This is a genomic window from Helicobacter brantae (genome assembly GCF_003364205.1).
In the GTDB taxonomy this organism is placed as follows: domain Bacteria; phylum Campylobacterota; class Campylobacteria; order Campylobacterales; family Helicobacteraceae; genus Helicobacter_G; species Helicobacter_G brantae.
This window is the reverse complement of record NZ_NXLV01000009.1, coordinates 1-21045: the sequence shown is the minus strand read 5'-3', so window position 1 is coordinate 21045 and position 21045 is coordinate 1. Positions and strand designations below refer to the sequence as shown.

The 21045-nt window shown below is 39.1% G+C and carries 22 protein-coding genes; 10 read left to right on the top strand and 12 right to left on the bottom strand.

Going from position 1 to position 21045, the window contains the following annotated elements:
- Positions 1-74 precede the first annotated feature (74 nt).
- Entirely contained in the window at positions 75-1286 is a 1212-nt protein-coding gene (locus tag CQA58_RS05495; RefSeq protein ID WP_170126752.1) for an outer membrane beta-barrel protein, read from the bottom strand.
- Entirely contained in the window at positions 1277-2269 is a 993-nt protein-coding gene (gene gap, locus CQA58_RS05490) for a type I glyceraldehyde-3-phosphate dehydrogenase (RefSeq protein WP_115569722.1), read from the bottom strand. The genes CQA58_RS05495 and gap overlap by 10 nt, the downstream gene beginning before the upstream one ends.
- Before the next feature lie 122 nt (positions 2270-2391).
- Here gap and CQA58_RS05485 point away from each other — a divergent pair, with 122 nt between their 5' ends.
- Positions 2392-3078 carry a Bax inhibitor-1/YccA family protein gene (locus CQA58_RS05485; protein WP_115569721.1) on the top strand — a complete coding sequence of 229 codons (687 nt, stop codon included), beginning with the start codon at positions 2392-2394 and terminating at the stop codon, positions 3076-3078.
- A gap of 40 nt (positions 3079-3118) precedes the next feature.
- Here the strand turns inward: CQA58_RS05485 and CQA58_RS05480 are convergent, their stop codons facing one another.
- The 8 genes from CQA58_RS05480 to alaS form a co-directional block, all read right to left on the bottom strand.
- On the bottom strand, positions 3119-3337 hold the full coding sequence (locus CQA58_RS05480; RefSeq protein ID WP_115569720.1) for an HP1242/YdcH family protein: 219 nt from the start codon (positions 3335-3337) through the stop codon (positions 3119-3121).
- Between the two features lie 56 nt (positions 3338-3393).
- On the bottom strand, positions 3394-4578 hold the full coding sequence (gene traF / locus CQA58_RS05475; RefSeq protein WP_147288611.1) for a conjugal transfer protein TraF: 1185 nt from the start codon (positions 4576-4578) through the stop codon (positions 3394-3396).
- A 2-nt stretch (positions 4579-4580) separates the two neighbouring features.
- Entirely contained in the window at positions 4581-5786 is a 1206-nt protein-coding gene (gene argJ / locus CQA58_RS05470; RefSeq protein ID WP_115569718.1) for a bifunctional glutamate N-acetyltransferase/amino-acid acetyltransferase ArgJ, read from the bottom strand.
- Positions 5783-6952 carry a potassium channel family protein gene (locus CQA58_RS05465; RefSeq protein ID WP_115569759.1) on the bottom strand — a complete coding sequence of 390 codons (1170 nt, stop codon included), beginning with the start codon at positions 6950-6952 and terminating at the stop codon, positions 5783-5785. Before CQA58_RS05465 ends, argJ begins: the two co-directional genes overlap by 4 nt.
- A gap of 19 nt (positions 6953-6971) precedes the next feature.
- Entirely contained in the window at positions 6972-7160 is a 189-nt protein-coding gene (rpmB, locus tag CQA58_RS05460; protein WP_104724927.1) for a 50S ribosomal protein L28, read from the bottom strand.
- Between the two features lie 68 nt (positions 7161-7228).
- Positions 7229-8176, bottom strand: coding sequence for an NAD(P)-binding domain-containing protein (locus tag CQA58_RS05455; RefSeq protein WP_115569717.1), 948 nt, complete (start codon positions 8174-8176; stop codon positions 7229-7231).
- Positions 8169-8372: a cbb3-type cytochrome oxidase assembly protein CcoS gene (gene ccoS / locus CQA58_RS05450; RefSeq protein WP_115569716.1), complete on the bottom strand. Its 204-nt coding sequence runs from the start codon at positions 8370-8372 to the stop codon at positions 8169-8171. The genes CQA58_RS05455 and ccoS overlap by 8 nt, the downstream gene beginning before the upstream one ends.
- 4 nt (positions 8373-8376) lie before the next feature.
- Complete coding sequence (gene alaS, locus CQA58_RS05445) at positions 8377-10935, bottom strand: alanine--tRNA ligase (RefSeq protein WP_115569715.1); 2559 nt, start codon at positions 10933-10935, stop codon at positions 8377-8379.
- A 369-nt stretch (positions 10936-11304) separates the two neighbouring features.
- Here alaS and CQA58_RS05440 point away from each other — a divergent pair, with 369 nt between their 5' ends.
- Positions 11305-12579 carry an MFS transporter gene (locus tag CQA58_RS05440; RefSeq protein WP_115569714.1) on the top strand — a complete coding sequence of 425 codons (1275 nt, stop codon included), beginning with the start codon at positions 11305-11307 and terminating at the stop codon, positions 12577-12579.
- Position 12580: 1 nt separating this feature from the next.
- Positions 12581-13591 (top strand): sugar phosphate isomerase/epimerase family protein, encoded by a 1011-nt coding sequence (locus CQA58_RS05435; protein WP_115569713.1) that lies wholly within the window; start codon positions 12581-12583, stop codon positions 13589-13591.
- Here CQA58_RS05435 and CQA58_RS05430 read toward each other — a convergent pair.
- Complete coding sequence (locus CQA58_RS05430) at positions 13586-16408, bottom strand: autotransporter outer membrane beta-barrel domain-containing protein (protein ID WP_115569712.1); 2823 nt, start codon at positions 16406-16408, stop codon at positions 13586-13588. The genes CQA58_RS05435 and CQA58_RS05430 overlap by 6 nt on opposite strands.
- 165 nt (positions 16409-16573) lie before the next feature.
- Here CQA58_RS05430 and CQA58_RS05425 point away from each other — a divergent pair, with 165 nt between their 5' ends.
- From CQA58_RS05425 to CQA58_RS05400, 6 genes are all read left to right on the top strand, one after another.
- Positions 16574-17041, top strand: a complete 468-nt coding sequence (locus CQA58_RS05425; protein WP_115569711.1) for a lipocalin family protein — start codon at positions 16574-16576, stop codon at positions 17039-17041.
- Positions 17042-17190: 149 nt separating this feature from the next.
- Positions 17191-17703, top strand: a complete 513-nt coding sequence (locus CQA58_RS05420) for a hypothetical protein (RefSeq protein WP_115569710.1) — start codon at positions 17191-17193, stop codon at positions 17701-17703.
- Entirely contained in the window at positions 17703-18065 is a 363-nt protein-coding gene (locus tag CQA58_RS05415; RefSeq protein WP_115569709.1) for a hypothetical protein, read from the top strand. Before CQA58_RS05420 ends, CQA58_RS05415 begins: the two co-directional genes overlap by 1 nt.
- A gap of 160 nt (positions 18066-18225) precedes the next feature.
- A complete protein-coding gene (locus CQA58_RS05410) occupies positions 18226-18882 on the top strand; it encodes a hypothetical protein (RefSeq protein ID WP_115569708.1) in 657 nt (218 codons plus the stop codon).
- Positions 18875-19285 (top strand): hypothetical protein, encoded by a 411-nt coding sequence (locus CQA58_RS05405; protein ID WP_115569707.1) that lies wholly within the window; start codon positions 18875-18877, stop codon positions 19283-19285. Before CQA58_RS05410 ends, CQA58_RS05405 begins: the two co-directional genes overlap by 8 nt.
- Before the next feature lie 418 nt (positions 19286-19703).
- Positions 19704-20462, top strand: a complete 759-nt coding sequence (locus CQA58_RS05400) for a hypothetical protein (RefSeq protein ID WP_115569706.1) — start codon at positions 19704-19706, stop codon at positions 20460-20462.
- A gap of 15 nt (positions 20463-20477) precedes the next feature.
- Here the strand turns inward: CQA58_RS05400 and CQA58_RS08160 are convergent, their stop codons facing one another.
- On the bottom strand, positions 20478-20720 hold the full coding sequence (locus CQA58_RS08160; protein WP_147288610.1) for a hypothetical protein: 243 nt from the start codon (positions 20718-20720) through the stop codon (positions 20478-20480).
- Between the two features lie 97 nt (positions 20721-20817).
- Here CQA58_RS08160 and CQA58_RS08355 point away from each other — a divergent pair.
- A partial coding sequence (locus tag CQA58_RS08355; RefSeq protein WP_211305719.1) for a hypothetical protein occupies positions 20818-21045 on the top strand: 228 nt, incomplete at its 3' end.

The following is a 21045-nucleotide window of genomic DNA, read 5'->3' as shown; positions in this document are numbered from 1 at the left end:
TCTAAGTTTTTGCAGTTTTATGAGAGATTGGATAAAAAATGTTAATGTATTGCTACCTTATGTAACTTGCTATCCTAGAACACATAAGTATAAGAAAACCCTATCATCCAAGTAGAAAACTCTGCTCTCCACGAGGTTTCTATCACTCCTTGTCGCAAGGGGGCTTTGACTTCAAATTCAAAGCGGTTATTGAGGTAGAGCGTATAGGCAAATCCTGCTGAAATCATAGGCATTGCAAAATAATCACTCAAGCTCTCTGTCCCATCATTGCTAAACTCATAGCTTCCCACCCCCACTCCAAATCCCCCAAAGATTCCAAAGCTATGATTTTCTAGCACCACAAAATCATAAAGTAATTCAATATATCCACTATAATTCAGATTACTCACTGAAGTGATTTCTACTTCTCTTCCACCGATATTTGCCCTATCATTAATCTCATAGCTCCAATCCCCCAAATGCACATAAGATCGCAATCCAAGATAAGGAGTAAAATAGTGCTGATAGCCAAGTCTGAAGTAATAGGTAAAATTATTGCTATAAAACTTTTCATTCCCATCACTTCCCCCTACCCACAATCGATTGAATGCCCCACCAATCCCTGCTCCTAGCATCACACCATTGCGATTTCTGATAAAAAGTGGAGCAGAATCTTCATCATCATACTCATCTTGATAGACAGGTTGAGGGGCAGGTTGAGAGACTTGCACTTGAGGCTTTTTCCTCACAGGGATTTGCATCTTTTGCATAGGAGCAGGATAAAACATCATATCTTGCGTGATAGGGCGAGATTTACCCACATCGACCTTGAGATGATGCTCAGGAGTTTTGCTCTGATTGCCAATAGTGGCAGGATACACTCTCACATCGACACTTTGAGGGGCTTGAGTGCTTTGAGGTTGAGAGCGTGGAGGGACGACCTGCACCCCTAGATTTTGGGTGGGAGTTGTAGGGGAAGATGAGCCATAGATTTTTTGCATTTCTTGAGAGCTTGAGCGTGAGACTTGTGTAGGCACACTCACTCTAGGAGCTTGGGGTGAGTAGGGAGCAGGGGTAACTTGCACACCCACTTGCTGACTTCTTGTCTGTGTGCTTGGAGCAGATTGGATTTTTATGGGTAGAGATTGAGAAGAAGAGCTTCTACCATAAGTTTTTTTGGGTGTAACTTGGGGATCAAACTCTTGGGTATATGTATTGTTTGAACGCCGATTACTTGCTGAAGTAACATTGTATTGAATCGCCCAAATCAGCATTTGAGAGCATAAAAGCAGGGCAATTACTCGCATATAAACCTTGCCATTTCTACAATTCGATTGGCATAACCCCATTCATTGTCATACCAAGCCATAATTTTTAGATGATTATCTTGCAAAACAAAGCTCAAATCTTTGGCAATGATTGCACTTAGGGGATTGCTGATGAAATCGCTTGAGACTCTAAACTCCTCATCAAATCCCAAAATCCCCCTCATCTCTCCTTGAATATAGCTTTCAAAAAGAGCATTTAGCTCCTCTTGAGTGGTTTTTTTGCCAATCTTGAGGGCTAAATCTACCATTGACACATCAGCCACAGGCACTCTTAGGCTATGTCCGTGCATTTTGCCTTTGAGGTTGGGCAAAACCCTATGTAATGCTTTTGCTGAACCTGTGCTTGTGGGGATAATATTTAATCCAGCACATCTTGAACGCCTAAAATCGCTCCTATGTGCGTTGTCAAGGAGATTTTGATCATTGGTATAGGAGTGAATTGTGCTAAGTATCCCACTCTCAATCCCCAAATGCATATCAATGATTTTGCAGATTGGGGCTAGGGCATTGGTGGTGCAAGAGGCATTGGAGATGATAGGCTCTCCTTGATAATCTTTGGCATTGACCCCTAGCACAAATGTGGGCGTATCATCAAGTGAGGGGGCAGAGAGAATCACACGCTTTGCTCCCTTGCTTAAGTGATGAGAGGTTTGCTCTTGAGTGAGAAATCTCCCACTTGATTCAATCACCACATCAACTTCGCCAAAGTCTAGCTCTTGAGGGTTTGAGTGAGAGTATAGAGAGATAGGGGCATTATCGACATAGAGGGTATTTCCCTCTAGGATTAAGGCGTGAGGGAGTTTGCGATGAGTGGTATCGTGGGAGAAAAGATAGCTCAAAACCTCCCAAGAGCTTACATCATTTATCCCTACAAGCTCAAAGCTAGGGTTTTGCAAAAGCACCCTTGCAATACTTCTCCCCATCCTCCCAAAACCATTGATAGCAACCCTCAATTTCAACACTTCACCTCTTTTTCAAATTTTCTGTGATTTTCTCTAGCAAATATCAATCCAAATTTTTTGATTAACACATAGAGAGCAAAAGTATTGTATGATTGACTTTCATTTTAGCTAAAGGAGTTTTAATGAGTCTTTATGACAGAGAATATACGCGATCTTATGATTATGCAGCGGCAAATGACAATGCCCTTGTAAGTTTTGTGAAAACTACTTACAAGTTTTTTGCAGGAAGTTTGCTTCTAGGGACACTTGGAGCAATTTTGGGCTTTATGTTTTTTGAAACTGTGGTGACTTATCGTTGGGCGTTTTTCATCGCTGAGATTGGAGCATTTTTGGGGCTAATGTTTTCAAGAGGGAAAACAGGGCTAAATCTTTTGATGCTTTTTGCATTTACTACTCTTAGTGGGATTACGCTTGTGCCTTTGCTTGGCTTTGTTATCTCAAGAGCAGGGGTTGGTGCAGTTGCTCAAGCTTTGGGAATGACAACGATTATTTTTGGTGTGATGAGTTTGTATGCGATTAAGACTAAAAAAGATTTGGCAAATATGGGAAAAATGCTTTTTATTGCTTTGATTGTTGTTATAGTTTGCTCAATCATCAATATCTTTCTTAACTCTTCACCATTCCAAATCGTCATTGCAGGTGGAAGTGCAATTTTGTTTAGTCTTTTTATTGCTTATGATACTCAAAAGATTATCAAAGGAATGTATGAGAGTCCTATTGATGCAGCGATTGATCTTTATCTTGATTTCCTCAATATCTTTATTTCAATCTTGCAGATTATTGGACTTACAAGTAGCAACAAAGAATAATTCCCCTCCTCTCCCTTTGGGAGAGATTTTTCCCCATTTTTTAAGCGTTTTTAAACTTCAAAATCATTGAATGGATTTCATCTTTGAGTTTGAGTTTTTCTTTTTTTAGCTCATCGATGACCATACCTGTGGCAACCTCAATGCCTTGCTCCATATTTTTGATTTTCTGATCTAGGGCGTTATGCTCCTCAAAGATTTTGGCAAAGTGCTTGTCATTTGCCTTAAGGTGAGCGATCTCATCTCTGTATTCGTGTAGCATTTTTTCTCCTTGTTTTAAGATACAAGGAAATAATGCCACCAAAATCTTAATTGATTTTAAAAAGTGAAACTTCCCCCCACTTTTAGCACAAGGGCATTGGGGATTTTGTAACCTTTTAGACTAAACATCTCAGTTGAGGCTTGAATTGCTACATCAAGGAATCCCAAAAGGTTGATTCCTCCTGTGAGGATTACACCATTATCAAATTTATTTGCCATATCTCCCATAAGCCCAAAACGCAAATCAATATATTTGAAATCCATTAGCAATCCCCCACCAATCATTTGAGTTTTATAAGAGCTATCAAACAAAAATTCATTGGGAGCTAAATCTGTATCAAGCGTGAGGGCAAAATACTCTGCAAATTCATAAGCAAGTCCTGCACGAAATTGGGGCTTGATACTAAACTTTGTCCCATTTTGAAGCTCAAAGGTAGGGACATTGATATTTTTTGCCACTACTCCTACACTAAAGCCATAGATTGAATACAGCAATCCCAAATCGATTCCAAAACTGCTTGATGGAGTGAGAGAGGGAGAGTTTTTGGTAAATTTCAAAGAAGTCTCACCTGAAGTATTGATACTTCCATTTAGAGCAATATCCAAACTTGAAGCTCCCATATACTTCACAGCTCCACCAATACTCAAATCCCCTTCCCCTACTTCAAATCTCCACCCCCAACCAACAGGCACTTCTAGCAAAACAAGCCCATCGATTCCCCCTTGAGCTGTGAGTTCATTTGTCGTAAGACTTGAGCTAATCGTCCCTGCACCAAAAGCTGAAAGAAAGGCTGCCATTGTGAAAGCTCCAATATTGCTCCTCACCTCTATCATCTCTTCTGTGGGATTTCCCTCACTATCAAGCTTTGGGACTTCTTTCACTCCTCCTGTGATTTGAATCACTATTCCATTTTGGCTAAAAAGTGCCAAAGAGTTGTTGGGGTGATCACTTAGTTTTTGATACAAAGAGGCGACATCAAAACTGCCATTATTTGAGTCCATAAGAGCAGGGAGCAAATCTCCAAGTCCTCTTTGCTCCATTCCAAGCCCTAGACTATATCCAAACTTCCCTCGATTATCACTTGCTAGAAGTGCAGGATTGTAGTAAATCCCCCACGCTGATTTCCTAAGAGCTACACCACTATCTCCAAGCCCTGCTGAAGTATTTCCCATACTTCCAAAAGTCAAGGCATTTGCCACACTCAAAGCTCCAAACATACACAAAGACAATATCTTTCTCACTCTTAACTCCTATAATCTGAATTAATTTGCACATACTTATGCCCCAAATCACACGCATAAGTGCTAAATTCCCCCTCTCCTATCCCCAAATCACAAGTGATTACAAAGCTCTCCTTTTTCATCACTTCATACGCCCTGCCCTCTCTCTCACTATCAAAGCAAATCACACCCCTCTCATAAACACACACATTGCCTATAAAAATACTTAGCTTCTCCTCACTTGCCTCTACTCCACTTGCACCGATAGTTGAGGCGATTCTTCCCCAGTTTGGATCACAGCCAAAAAGTGCTGTTTTGACTAGAAGTGAGTTTGAGAGGGCTTTACTTGCTTTGATTGCCTCTTCCTCACTTTTTGCACCCATTACTCTAAACCTCACTAGCTTACTTGCCCCCTCACCATCTCGCACAATATCAGTGGCTAGTTTTTTCATCACTATCTCTAGCCCTCTCTCAAATGCTTCTTTATCGTATGCCCCACTTACTCCATTGGCAAAGAGAAAGAGTGAATCATTTGTGCTTGTATCTCCATCGACACTGATTGCATTGAAAGTGGTTTTGACAACTTTATGAAGCAATTCTTTTTGATCTTCTTGAGGGATAAGGGCATCTGTGGTGATAAAGCATAGCATTGTCGCCATTGAAGGCTCTATCATTCCTGCTCCCTTAGCCATCGCTCCGATATGGAATACCTCTCCATTTTCTAGCTCGATTCTTAGTGCAATCTCTTTGGCAAATAAATCTGTCGTCCTAATCGCTTCAGACGCCCTCTTTGCACTCTCCTCTCCCCTAGCATTCAAATCCAAAAGAGGGAAGCAGTCTATAAGCTTTTGGGTATCAAGCCTCACGCCAATCACCCCTGTGCTTGAGGCAATAGGATTTTGCACTTGAGGGAATCGCTCTTTCAATGCACTCAAATAAAGCTTGATATCCTCTATCCCCTCTTTGCCTGTAAGGGCGTTGGCATTTTTAGTATTGATAAGCACAAAATTACTCTCTTTGCCTTGCACTTCTTGATAAAAATGCTTGATTGGAGAGGCACAAAAAGTATTGCTTGTGAAAATCGCTGTGGGAATGCAAGGCTTTTGCATATAGATAAATGCCACATCTAAAGCCCCATTTGGCTTAAACCCTGCACTCACACCATCGGCAAAAAATCCACTAGGGGCACACACGCCTCCTTTGATAGGAAAAATATCAAAAGTTTTCATCTCAACTCTCTATCTTTCTTTTTTTCTCGCTCTGCTCTGATTTCTTCAGGCATATCTTTGCGAGAGATAAGCCGTTTGGTTTCTCTTATCCCCTCACTTGTGCCAATCATCAAAAGCTTAGATTCACTAGGAACAATCACATCGCCTGTTGGCATCGTGATATAAGTGCCATCTTTTTGGGTGATTCCCACTACTGAAACTCTTGTAAGGGATCGGAAATTGACATCTTTGAGTTTTTTTAGCACCATCCAGCTATACTTTGGCACGACCACTTCTTCTAAGTCTAGTGGAGTATCTTTACGATAAGCAAATTGCTCAATGAGGTTTTCCATATCAGGGCGGATTGCCATTGCACTCACTCTTTGAGCCATAAGTTTGGTGGGAGATACCACAGAGTTTGCTCCTAGTTTTTTGAGTCTATCCATATCTTCTTGTGTGTCTGCACTTGCGATGATATAGTAAGGCTTACGCCCTAGCTCTTTTTCAAAGATTCTCACAGAGGCAATCAAAGCGATATTATCAGCAGGGGTTTTAGAAAAAGTTACAACCCCCTTAGCACTTGCAAGATGAGTTCTCAAAAATGCAACAGCTGTATGGGGATCGCTTGTGATATAGTAGGGATATTTGTTTTTTTTGGCTTCTTCTTCAAAGTTTGGGCTATTGTCAATCACCACAAAAGGCACTTGTGCCTCTCTAAAACGCTTGGATAGCTCGATTGTGTATTCATTGTGATAGCACACGACATAATGATTCCTCAATCTTACGATTTTATTTACCATTTTTTTCTCCCTAATGATTTTTATCAAAGTTCCATTATTGATGACACTGACCACCGTTGCAACGCTAAAAGCGATAACCCCAGCTCCTGCAAACATTATAATCGTTGTGAAAATGATTGTTAGAGGTTTGAAATTGTCTTCTTTAAGAGAGCCAAAACCTGTGTTTGTGAAAGTATAAGCTGTTTGAAAGAATGCATCAATAAGACTATAATCCTCAAGCCAAAGATAGCCTAAAGTTCCAAGTAAAAGAAAGATTTGTATCAGTAAAAGAGGCAAACGAAAGTATTTGAATTGCTCATAAAGAGCCGCACTCAAATCACTCTCAGGATTTTGCCTTTTATCCTCACTCTCATTCCAATGAAGTGCTTTTTTGATCTTTTTAAGCAAAGGCACTTCACCTCATAGATTATGAGCGTTTTTTCATTGTTCTCAAAGTAGAAGCAGCAACTTTGATTTTCACTGTGCTTCCATCTTCAAGTCTTACCCTAACGCTTCTAAGATTGGGGAGTGAGCGTTTTTTGTTTTTATTGTTTGCGTGACTTACATTGTTGCCAACCATTGGCCCCTTACCTGTCAAAAAACATTTTCTTGCCATATCTAAACCTTTTATAGAGAATTAAACCTGTGATTATATAGCTTTAATGCTAGATTTTTGCTTAAAACTTACAATCTTTTTGAAATTTCTTCTGCAATTTTGTGTGCGTGGTTAAGTCCAATCGCAATAGAACCGCCACTTGAGAGGGCAATGTCCCCTGCTACAAACAAGCCTTTCACACCGCTCTCACAATTTTCATCAATGATTGGAGTGTGGCTTTCATCTAAAGAGAGTTTGCACTTTTGCAAGAAATCTAGTGGTGTTGCTCCACCAATAGCATAAATTGCTCTATCAAAAACCTCTTTGCTTCCATCTGCAAACTCTACTCCCACTTTGCCTCCCTCATCACTCAAAGCCACGATATCCACTCCAAGCTTGGTTTTGAGTTTGCCACTCTCAATGGCTTTTTTAAGCTCTTGTGCGTTGGTATCGTTGATTCTTCCAAACTCACTTCGGCGATAATTGAGTGTTGTATCAAAATGATTGCACAAATCATAAGCATACTCAACAGCTGAGTTTCCTCCCCCTACTACAAGGAGTTTTTCTCCCTCTTTGACACCATTGGCATTGAAATTTACCAAAGAGCGGATAGGCAAAGGAATAGAATAGCTTGGTTTATTGGGCTGTCCCATTTTGCCGATAGCCACGACTACAAACCTAGCCTCATAGCTCTCTCCTCCACTTGTATGGATAACAAAAATATCTCCATTTTTTTGCACAGATTCAATTTCGCTTTTATATTTAATCTCAAGACTATGATCTGCAATCATTTTATCAAAGAGAGCCAAAGTCCCCTCTTTATCTCCATCTTTAAAATCAATACTTCCACTTAGCACAACCTCTTGTCCTTTGTAGTCTTTATCTACTCTTTTGCCATCTTTATAAAATTTTCTAATTGTCATTGAATGCTCTTCGCCCTTTTCAAAAAGCGTGATTTTTTGCACTCCCAATCTTTTGGCTTCCACTGCTGTGGCAATCCCTGTTGTTCCTACTCCAATAATGGCTAAATCAATCATTTTTTTCTCCCTTTAACTTATCTTCTTTTTCTTTTGCAAGTTGCAAATCCTCTACACTATCATAAAGAACGCCTTGCATCATTTTTTTCTCATCATCAAATTGATGATTTTTCACCCCCCAGATAAAGGCTACTAAGCCGATAAATCCCAAAAGCAAGGAAATATAAAGCATAACTCCTACAATTCCTACGCTCATTATCCTATCCTATAATATTTTGACTAACATAAAGTTTTGCTTTCTCTAGTGCCTCAGCAATCTTGCTAGAATCTTTCCCCCCTGCTGTGGCAAAGTCATCTCTTCCTCCACCATTGCCCCCCAAGATTTGAGCTATTTCTTTGACCCAAACTCCTGCTTTGAGTGGTGCGTTTTTCACTCCTGCACTGATTGTGATTTTGCCCTCATTCTCGCTGATAAGGAGTGCTACGACTTTTTCGTATTTGTTTTTGAGATTATCAATCATCTCCTTGCTCTCTCCTTGCACCAAAGAGATAATCACTTTTACCCCATTGATTTCTTCTGCTTTGAGCTCATTAGAATTGCTAGAGAGTTTTTTGTTTTTTTCTTTTAGCTCTTTAATCTGCTCTTGGAGTTTGTGGATTGAGGCAAGAAGATCTTGAGATTTTAGAGCTTCTTTGGCTTCTTGAAGGGTGCTAAGGGCTTTGAGGGCATACTCATATCCTGCCTTTCCACATACTGCCTCAATGCGTCTAACCCCACTGCTCACCCCACTCTCTTTGAGGATAAAAAAGCTTCCAATCATTCCCAAATCCTCAATATGCAATCCTCCACAAAGCTCACAGCTTCTATCTCCAAAGCTCACCACTCTCACTCTCTCTCCATATTTTTCTCCAAAGAGTGCCATTGCTCCCTTTCTCTTGGCTTCTTCTATCCCCATTTCTTCAATTTGAGCCTTGAGGGTTTGAGTGATGAGAGCATTGACTTCTCTCTCAACCCTCTCAATCTCCTCACTACTCAAAGCTCTAGGGAAACTAAAATCAAATCTTAAGCGATTTTCCTCCACCAAGCTTCCTGCCTGTGCCACGCCCTCTCCTAGCACCTCTCTTAGCACAGCATGGAGAAGATGAGTGGCTGAGTGATGTTTTTTGATTTCAAGTTGTCGTGCAATATCCACTCTTGCACTCACTTTTTGATGAGTTGAGAGTGGGCTTAGAGCAATAACTTTGCAAACCTCTTTCCCAAAAAAATTGCGAGTATCATTTATTTCTGCTATCTTGCTCTCTCCCTCATATAGCCACCCACTATCTCCCACAGCTCCCCCTCCTTGAGCATAAAAAGGATTTTTCTCTAGCATTACATACCCTTCACCCACTAGGCTTGAAACCTCTACCCCCTCTTTGTCAAAGAGCATTGCAATTTCACTCTCCGCACTTCCCACTCCTGCTCGACTTAAACTCTCTTGTGGAAGTGAAGCGACTTTGCCTAGCTCCCCTCCACTCGCCTCATCACCACTCCCCTTCCAAGAAGCTTTGGCTAACTCTCTTTGCTTTTGCATACAAGATTCAAACTCTGCCACATCTACCTCTATCCCACTATCTTTGAGCATATCAGCAGTAAGATCAAGAGGGAATCCATAAGTATCATAAAGCTTGAAAGCCACTTCTCCACTGAAGACTGCTGAAGTGTTTTGCAATTCTTTTTTGAAAAGATTCATTCCCATCTCAAGCGTTTCAAAAAATCTCTGCTCCTCTCCCTTGCATTGAGAGCTTACAAAAGATTTTTTCTCCAAAAGATAGGGATATACTCCTCCCATCATCTCACACACTTTCTCCACTACCTCAAACAAGAAAGGCTTTTTAAGTCCTAGTAAATATCCGTGTCGCACTGCTCTTCGCAAAATCCTACGCAACACATACCCCCTCCCCTCTTTATCAAAATGCACCCCTTGAGCGAGTAAAAATGCCACAGATCTAGCGTGATCGGCTATCACTCGATAACTTGCTCCACTCTCATAGACATAAGGCTTCCCACAAAGCTCTACAACTCTCTCAATCAAAGGCATAAAGATTGAGCTATCAAAATTGCTTCTTTTCCCCTCTAGCAATGCCACCACTCGCTCTAGCCCCATTCCTGTATCAATGCTAGGTTTAGGCAATGGAGTAAGTGTGCCATCTTCGCTTCTCTCATATTGCATAAACACTAGATTCCAAATCTCCAAAAACCTGTCGCCATCTCCCCCAAAGTAATCTTCCTCTCCTCTAAAATACTCTTCTCCCTGATCAACAAAAATCTCACTGCAAGGACCACAAGGACCTGTATCGCCCATTTGCCAAAAATTATCTTTATCCCCTAGTCGCTTAATTCTACTTGGATCAATATGTTTGCTCCAAAGCTCAAATGCCTCATCATCGCTCTCATGCACGGTAACATATAAAACCTCTTTGCTAAATCCTAGCACTTCAGTTACAAACTCCCACGCATACGCTATGGCTTGTTCTTTGAAATAATCCCCAAAGCTAAAGTTTCCTAGCATTTCAAAAAGTGTATGGTGTCGTGCAGTGTAGCCGACATTCTCCAAATCATTGTGTTTCCCTCCTGCTCGGATACAAAGCTGTGAGCTTGTTGCTCTTGGGATTGAGGGAGAAGCTACTTTGCCTGTGAAAATATCTTTAAACTGCACCATTCCTGCATTGGTAAAAAGCAAGGTAGGATCATCAGGGACTAGGGGCATACTTGCATAAACTTGATGACCTTTTGAAGCAAAAAATTCTAAAAATTTTGAACGCACATCTACTTTCATCGTGATTCCTTAGAGTTGAGTTTTTTGGTATTTTAGCAAACTCAAAAGAGTATTGAAAAATAAGCTACTTGTTTTGGTGTTTATCATCTCTTTTTTAAATGTAGATAAAGCTATGTTTATTCCCTCTAAAATTGTCTATATATTTTTTCCTTTGTTAAGAACTCTTTTATTTTTTACAAAATCTCACTTTTTCTCCTTAAAAATACGATTTTTGTAACCAAATAGGAAGCAAATATTAAATTCACTCCTTTTAAGTGTTACTTTATGTAATGTAACTTTTTTTAGATAGGCTTAGAGAGAGATTTATTTGGTTTTTTCTTAAAAATATCCTAAATTCTCAGAAATTATTTCTTACACAAAGGAGTCACAATGGGTGCAAAGCCAATTAGGTGGTTTACTTTTATAGTTTTGGTGATTGGAGCAGGAACGGTGTTTAAGCTCTCTTCACTCAAAGATGCGTTTTATGTTCCGATGCAGGAATTTATGAGTTTGAGCAATACTCAAATTGGTGTAGCTCTATCAGTCTATGGAATGGTGCAAGTGATTGGAAACTTTGCTTCTATCTATATCGCAGACAGGTTTTCAAAGAAAATTTTGATTCCTCTCTCTTTGGTGTGTGTAGGACTTGTAGGGATTTATATCTCCACTTTCCCTTCTTATTATGGAATCTTAGTGGCTTGGGGACTTTTGGCACTTTTTGGTGAAGTGGTATATTGGCCTGTATTGCTCAAATCTATTCGATTGCTTGGGGATTCTACTCAACAAGGGCGTTTGTTTGGTTTCCTTGAGGCTGGACGTGGGGTTGTAGATACAATCGTTGCTTTCTCTGCTCTTGGAGTGTTTATGCTTTTGGGTGAGGGAGAAGTGGGACTTAGAAGCTCAATTTGGTTTTACTCAGCGTGTGTGATTGTCGCAGGGGTTTTGGCTTATTTCTTACTTGAAGATGATGAGATTAGAACTACTGATAATGAAGGGCATACAATCAGCAAAAACAAAGCTGCGTGGCAAGGGGTAATCCAAGCGATTAAAACTCCTGAGATTTGGGTAGTGTCTATGACAATTTTCACAATCTATTCAGTGTATTGTGGATTGACTTACTTTATCCCATTCCTCAAAGATATCTATGGAATGCCTGTGGCACTTGTAGGAGCGTATGGAATCATCAACCAATACACCCTCAAACTTGTAGGAGGACCTATTGGAGGATACCTAGCAGACAAAAAATTCCACTCTTCAGCTAGATATCTAAGATTTGCCCTCATTTTGGCAACGATTTCTATCACACTCTTTATCTTTATGCCTCATAGCAGTCTAAATGTCTATCTTGGTATGGCTCTAACCTTAGGCTTTGCAGCCCTAGTCTTCACAATGAGAGCGACATTTTTTGCTCCTGTTGATGAGATTGAGATGCCCAGAGAGATTAGTGGTGCGGCAATGAGTATCGCGTGTATTCTTGGATACTCCCCTCAACTCTTTTGCTTTGCACTCTATGGATATATGATTGACACTTATAAAGGAATCTTGGGATATAAGATTGTTTTTGGAATGATGGGGTGCTTTGCTCTTCTTGGTGTAGGGGTTACAACTTACCTCATCAAAATGATTCAAAGAAAGAAAGCAAGTCATCAAACACAAGGAGCTTAAGATGAAAATCGGACTTGAAACAGAGAGTATGCATTTATGGTTTCAAAACCAAAAAATGGATATTTTGGACTTCATCGACTTTGCTTATGAGCTTAAATGCGATGGAGTGATGATCAATATCATCAAAGACTATGGGCTTGATGAAGAATGGGGTTGTTTGGGAAGCAATGAGCCTTCCCACCTCCAAAAAATCAAGCAAAAGCTAGATGAGTATGGAATGTATTGTGAGATTGATGCCAAAGGATTTGAGCTAGAAAAATTCAAAAAGATTGCTGAAGTTGCCAAAAGTTTGGGAGCAAAAGTAATCCGCTCTTATGTCCCACTCACAGACACAACAAAAAAAATCAAAAAAGCAAGTGAGGGGGCATATGATGATTCAAAAATTGATGCTCATTTTGATAAGGAAGAATTTCTTCTAGCAAGTGAGCAAATCAAAGCTTTGATCCCAATCCTTGAAGGCTATGATTTAAAACTTGCCATTGAAAATCACGAGTATCAAACCTCACAAGATTTGCTTGATTTACTCTCTTTAGTCAAACACCCAAATATTGGATTTCTCTATGACTTTGGAAACTCAATGATGGCTTATGAAGATCCAATTAAGGCGTGTGAAAATATGGCACCCTATACCTTCAGCACACATTGTAAAGATCATATAGTCTTTTTTGAAGATGATATAGAATATGTCTGTGGTGTGCCACTAGGAGAGGGAAATATCGATATCAAAGCAAGTATGCAGATTCTCAAATCTCACGGATTGGGGCATATCAATGTGGAACAATGTTTCCCTTATTGTGCGACTTTCAAAAGAGAAAAAGGCTGTGGTGGAGTGCATAACACAGGAGAGGGAGCATTTAAGCTAGAAAAACCTCTTTTTGATGAACTCAAAGCAATGCAATACTACTACCCTCAAGAAGTTTCAGAGCAATCGCTTCAAAAACTTCTCACGCTCCAAAAAGAGGGCTGTCAAAGAAGTGTAAAATATCTTCAGCAACTAGCCCAAAGCTTATAGTTGCTCTTCTTTGCCTCTCCCTCCTTGAGGGGCTTTCCCTAGTGCAAATCTAGCACCAAAATTCAAAGAAAAATCTCTCAATATCTTTCCTCCAAAACTCTTTTCAAACTCCATATACAAACGACTGCTTTCTTTGATAGACACATTCATTCCCACACTCAAAATCCCTTGCTGATTGCTTGTGTAAGGATTGCTTTTTGCCCTTGCACCTGAATTGCTAAGATAGTCTATCTCTCCCCCATAAAAAGAGTGGTATTCATACAATCCCCCTACACTCAACCCCCAAGCTATCTCCTCTCCCCTCCACTCATACCCTATACGCCCACCCCCTCTAGCTCTCAAAATCCAAAGCTCTTTTTGAGAAGCATACAAAGTATAAAGGCTTCCCTCTAGCTCTAGCTCTTGATTGAAATTTTGAGAAGTGAGAAATGAGCCTGCAACCCCTGTTTGCAAATCAAAATACACCCCACCCCCTAGCAAAAATCGATAACCCATCTCTTGAGATAGGCTTAGAGCATAGCTAGAGAGAGCATAAGAGGTGCTTTGGAGTGGTGTTTGAATATCACTAAATAATCCACTCACCTTAAACACACTATCAGCAAAAAATCCTCTATCTCTCACATAGGTATTATAAACCCCCACCTCAAAGCCCTGAGTTAGCACATCATAAGAGGGAAGATAAAGCAAAACACTCTCTCCCTCATACTCTCCACCCTCTTGGGTATTTACCCCTAGCAAATAACTCCCAAATACTCCCACAAAATCACAAGCCTCAAGCATACAAAACCCATAGTCATATCCCCCTTGATAAGTAGAAAATAAAATCTTGCTCTCTTTTTGCAATGCCTCTCTTCCCTTCCCCACATTCACTCTCCCCCACACACCATTTCCCCCACTCCCACCTCTTAGCTCCCCCAAACGCGTATCCAAAGAATTGAGATGAAGCAAAAAAAGACTATGGTTTGCATTGAGGGCGGTTTGAGTAGGGAGCAGAAAAGAAGAGTTGATTTGGAGATTTTGTGCGACCAAATCGGTGTAGTAATACACGCTCTCCTCGCTATCGTGGCGATTGATTGCTACTTCCACCTCATCAAACCCCACATAAGAGATCGCTCTGCTTTGAGAAGAGGGAAGATAAAGCTCATTGAAGATGATTTTCTCTCCTAACTCTTTAGGTAAATGCACCAATAACACATAATTGGGGATAGTAGAAACCTCATTGAGTTTGACATAAAGATTGTTTTTTAGAGGGGTGGTGGAAGTAGTGGAGTGGATATAGATTTTATCGCTTGTTTTTGCTGAAGAAGCAAGAACAAAGCTTGAATGATTGACATTGAAATCATAGATATCTAGGGTTGCACTTTTAGAATGGATTTTGATTGTTGAATGTTTGGCTTTTAGACTCTTCATCTGAGAATCACTCCCAAACATCAGAGTTGCCCCCTCTTCAAGCACGATATCTACTTTCCCCTCAAAAGCGTTTTGGGGAGTATCCACCACTACTTCTCCCCCGCTCAAGACCCTTACGCTTCCACTCCCCACAATCCCCTTGCCACTATCAGCGACCAAATTTGCTTTGTACAAAACAATCTCTCCACCCTCAAAAGAAATAATCGCCCTCTCTTTCTCTGCTCCAAAGACAAGAGAAGAATTCTCAATGCTCAATGCTCCTTGAGAAAAGATAGGATAAATCTCCTCTCCCCACATCGCAGAAAATACAAGATTGCTATCTACAATCTCCAAATCTCCAAGACTATAAACCCCAAAGCTTTTCCCTCCCTCTCCTCTCATATCTCTTATTGATGAGATAAGGGAGAATGTGGCATTATTTGTGATTTTCCCCCCATAAAGATTGTAAATCCCATAAGCATTGCCTCCAGCACTTGAGCTTCCTGCCAAAATCTCCCCCACTTCCAATCTCCCTCCTCCACTTAGCCCCCCAATCACCCCAAAAGCATTCCCCTCACTTGATGTGATTTTAAGAAGCTTTATCTCTCCTTGATTGCTCACTTCTCCACTTACTCCATAAGCATATCCACCATTATTTGCACCAATTAGAGCAATCTCTATGCTTCCCTGATTGTCTATCTTCCCTTTTAGTCCCACAGCATTTCCACTAAAACCAAGCTTTTGATCTCCCCCTCTAATCTCTTCAATCCTTATCTCTCCTTGATTGCTAAGCTCTCCCTCCACCCCATACGCACTCCCTCCTGCACTCACTCTCTCAAAGCTCACTATGGCTCCACTCATCACTTCCAATCCCCCTCTCACTCCATAAGAATCCTTGTATTCTGAAGTAATATTCCCAAAAGAAACTTCTCCCCACTGCACTCTCACTCTTCCCCCTAGCACTCCAAAAGCACTTCCCCTCACCCCTTGATGAGAGATAGAGCCAAAGATAATATTCCCCCAAGTATTAAGCAGGGAGTGAGAAGCTTGATAAATCCCGCTAGAGTATGAGCTAGAAGTCATTGTGGCGATTGAGGGGAAAGTGATTGAATGGCTTTTGGTATCAAAATTTACTTCATAAGAGCTAAGATTGGCAATCCCAAAGGCAGAAAGAGAAGTTTGAGAATCTTTATCAATACTCCAAATAGGCTGAATGACTTGCAAATGCAAAGGGGCGACTTTGAGCGTGATAGGGGCTTTGGCTTCCTTTGTAATCTCTAGCCACCCTAGTGCATCTCCCCTAGATTGGAAGCCGATGAGTTGATGAGTGTGATTGAGGATTGTGTCCTCACTCAAAGCACTTCCACTAGAAAATCCCCCATAACACAAAACTAAACCTATAGAAAAAATACAACTAAATTTCCTCATCTCCCAATCCTTAAAAAAATAAAATCCTAAGAATCAAAAGGCAATCAATGGTTTATAGTAAGTTAATAGAAAATAAACAGGAATTTATAAAGATTTTTATGAAGAGAATTATCCAAATCATTACTTTCTCTCACTAGATTCTCAAATTATTTTTGGGAGAAAACAATGGAAAATCTAGGAAATATTGATTTATTAAAATACGCAGGAGAGTGGGTAGAAATCGCACGAAAACCCAATTTTTTTCAACGAAATTGCAAAAACAGCAAAGCTATTTATTATGATTTGCAATACAAAGAAGGAGAGCCCTATAAACTCAAAGTGAAAAACTCTTGCACAAAGGAGGGGTTTGTCTTATCTGAAGCTGAGGGTGTTGCTAAAATTATTACAAAAGATCACAGAAATCTATCAGTTAGCTTTAGTTTTCTAACTTCTTGGAGTTCAAAAGTAAATTATCAGATTCTCTATGTGGATCATCTCTACACTCAAGCTCTTGTAGGCAGTCCAAACAAAAAATATCTTTGGATTCTCTCAAGGGATTTTCTCAGCTCCAATGAGATTGATTTTTTACTCTCCAAAGCCAAAGAATATGGCTATGACACAAAAGATCTTATATTTTCACAAAAAGAGGGGTAAATAGGGCAAGACTTCCACGCCCCTCATCTTCTCAAAAGCAAACAAACTTGTATGGATTTGTATAAAATTAGTGTAAGATTTATCAGGCTCTAAGGTATTTTATCTTAAGCAATGATTTATATCAAATCATTGAAATACAAGGAGAGGAGATGAAAAGATTTATATTGATTGTGCTTTTGGGGGTTTGGGGATATGGGAATCAAGATGTTTTCAAGTCTTTGCTAACTGAAGCGTTGAGAGAGGAATACTCTATGCAAATTTATTGTATTCCTCCCATAATTCGCTTTTACGCCCCACTCACCCAAAATGACGCAAGAGATGTAGCAAGAAAAAAACTCTATGGAAAATCTCTCACAAAACTCTACACTTATGAGCAATACAAGGACAAGCTCCAAGACTTTATCGCCAATCACAATCTCTCTATCATAAAAGAAAGCAAAAACAAAAGAGGACACAATACCTGTGTTGTGGATTTTATGCGTGAGGGGAAGATTATTCACACCTTCTCTTTTGAGGGGTATTATATAGAGCAAGAAGAGAGGGTGGGTAAGCTTTTTATAGATAATAAAGTATATCTTTGGAATCAAGCAAAAACATTTAGGGATTTTAGAGCGATGTTTTGTCCTTATCCTAAAGATTTTGAAGAGTGGGATTGGGACTAATGGCAATCAAGCAAACAATCTATATCAAAATTCTTGATGAAGCAATCTCTGTGTATGCTCCAGCGATTGGGGAGCAAATCACAAAAAGCCTCTTTTTGATTTTAAGCATTTCTCATCAATATAAAGAAGAAAATTTAGAATTTATCGTGGGTGATAAAGTGCTGATTCAATCAAAAATGCTAACAGATGGAGAAGAATATGAAAGATGCAAGGTTGCTATATCCAAAAGCAAATCCATTAAACCCTGCAAAACAGACAATCTAAAAATACACATTCACCCAAAAACAAAGAAAATCCTAATTTGCAATAAAGATAATGAGATTATCCATATTGGAGGGAAGGGGTTTAGATATGACCTATAACCAAGTCCTTCCTCATACCTCACAATGCTCTCCCTCTCTTGTCTTCATAAAAAATATTCCATACTGATTTATATAAAATTAGTGTAAGATTTCTTAAGCTCTAAGATGATTTATCTTAAGCAATGATTTATATCAAATCATTGAAATACAAGGAGAGGAGATGAAAATCTATTCTATCTTTCTTGCTGTTTTGATGACAATGAATTTTGGACTTATGGCTTATCTTCAAAAAAAGACAAAAGCCCTTTGGTTTATTTTGCTTCCATTTTTGCTTTATGTTTTTTCTTTCTTATTTGATTTTTATCCCTCACTCCAAAAACAAGAAGCTTATTATGTTTTGCCACTTGGATTTTTCGGGATTTTATTGTTTGTGTATCTCAAAAAGCATTCATTCAATCTTTCTTACTTTCTTTTGTGTTGGATAATCTGTTTGAGGTTTTTAACAAAAACACTTTCTGATGAGCTTGAGCAATCAATTCTTGAAGCAATTATTGGTGGAGGATTTTTCATCTATCTCTCTTGGGTAAGCTTGATTGCACTTCACAAAAGCAAGATTCAAAAAATTGCATTATTTTGCACGAGCAATTATATTTTGGCATTTTTGCTTATGGGTATTGCGTATTTATATAATCAAGAATCAATACTCAAACAAATTGAAAATATAAAAGAATTCTCCTTTGCAAGTTTTTTCTTTGTCATTCCGTTTGTTGGCACAATTCTTTCATCAATCATTGCTTATCCTATTTGTTATCTTGGCGAAATTCTTCTTTTTCTCCTCCTTTGCTATCAGCTCCTTTTCAAGACTCCTAATGCTTAGAGTTTGCTACTTTCTCTTATTTTCCCTCTCCTCCCTCTCTTCCTACACCCAACCCTCTTTCTCCAAAGATACAATCCTCTCTAATACAGAGAGTGAGAAAGACTTACAAGCTCTAGGAGTAAATACCAATCTCTCTAGCAGTGAGCAAAGCACTCAAGAGATACAAACTAGAGCTTTGAATGCAACCCTAAGTATAGACAATAACCTCTTAAGCTTTGAGGGAAGAGAGAAGATTAAAGAAGACTTTCTCAATCTAGGAAGAAATCTAGCTCAAATAGGTAGAGGAGCAGCAAACAATATCCTCACTCAAAGTCTTATCAATACTTTTAGAGATAAAGACACTAATCTCTTTTTAGAAATGTATGCTTATGCAATCATAGTGCAGAGAGTATCTTTGCACTAAAGAACTATGCAAATACAAACACAAATACAATCTCTACCACACAATGGAATCAAAGAGAAAACACAAGAGAAGCACTTAGAGGTAATGGAGTATTAAAAGAAGGAAATGAGTATAATACCAAAGCCCATCTTGGAGAGTTGAGTGGAAGTGGGGAGAGGGATAATTTAGCTCCTCTTGTTGGGATTGCTGTTAGAGTAGCAATTGCCACTGGAAGTTGGGTAGCCAAGAAAGCGATAAAAAAGCTTTACAAAAAGTGCTGTTAAAAAAGAGGCTAAAGAGGGTGGAAAGAAGGTAGCTGAGAAAGGAATTAATCCTAAAGGCAGAAACAGCAACAAACTCATCTAAAAGGAAATCAAGTTCGTCCAACTAGAAAAAATGAAATGCCCAAGAACTCAGCACAAAAGCAAGGAGGTAAGCAATGACAATCCTAGAATATTTACAAGAGTGCTACACAAAAATCATTAAAAACTTACAAAAACAAGAAATCTCTTTAGAAATTCAGGATCTCCCTCCATTACAAGATCTTATCTTGGTTGGAAAAGGGTGGAATCAACTTAGACAAGAAAGCATTCTTGGTTTTGAACTCACAACCTTAAATTTAAAAGAATGTGAAAATGAAGCAGTATGCAGAGTTTTTTCTTTTCAAAAAGAAAACGAGTATTCTTCTAATTTTGAGATGAATGGTAAGAATGAAAATTTTATTTTTTATCTCCAAGAGTTATGCAGATTTCTTGATACTTGTCTTCAAACTCATATCGATATAGAAGCCTTGATTATTGATGAAGAACTTCTAAAATTGCAAACCTATATGTATATTTTTCAGAGTGGAGAAGATGATGAAATCTTTGGGGGTTTCTTTTCACTTTTTGCATTTAGTGGGGAATGGCTTCTCTTCTGTGGCATTGAAGATCATCATAGAATCTTCAAAGATAAATATTACACCTATAAAACTCCTGATTATATGGGGGATAAAGCCTTCAAGGATTTTGATACACTCTATAAAGACACACCACGATTTATCCAAAAAGGAGAAATCAATGGAGTCCAATGCGACTTTTTTTGGCGAGGTGGAACATATTATGTCAAATTCCCCAATGGCAACATAAAACAAATTATTCAACATTTTCTTGAAATTTACAAACAAGTTGAGGAATATTATTACTCTCAAGATGATTGAAAGCAATTTAAAAGGCTATAAAAGAAGAAAAACAATGATTAACCCAACTGAAACCACCTTTGCACTTATCCTTTTAAATCTTGCCCTTGAATTACTTCTATACAGTATAGCTGTGGTGTATAAATTGGTTATGTATAAGGCTTTAAAACTTGGGATACTTGAAAGCTGTTTTCCCATCTTTGCTCCATTGGTAATCCCCCTCTCCTTATTTTTTAAGCCCCCTGATTGGGTTATTTTGCCTATTACTATTCTTGGCACTTTAAGTTTGCTTATGATTTTTATCAAAACTACAAAAAGGGCTTTTTACTCTCTTGCAACTCATTATCAGTAACACTTTTGTGTGGAGTTTTAATACTTGCGTGTTTTTCCCCAATCCAAACTCACCCAAAAACTCCTAATGCTTAGACATTGCCTCTCCCTTCTCCTCTGTTTCTCCTCCCTCCTAGCTCTCCCAAGCATCCCCTCTTCTCTCTCTAGCACCAATACAATCTCTACCACACAATGGAATCAAAGAGAAAACACAAGAGAAGCACTTAGAGGTAATGGAGTATTAAAAGAAGGAAATGAGTATAATACCAAAGCC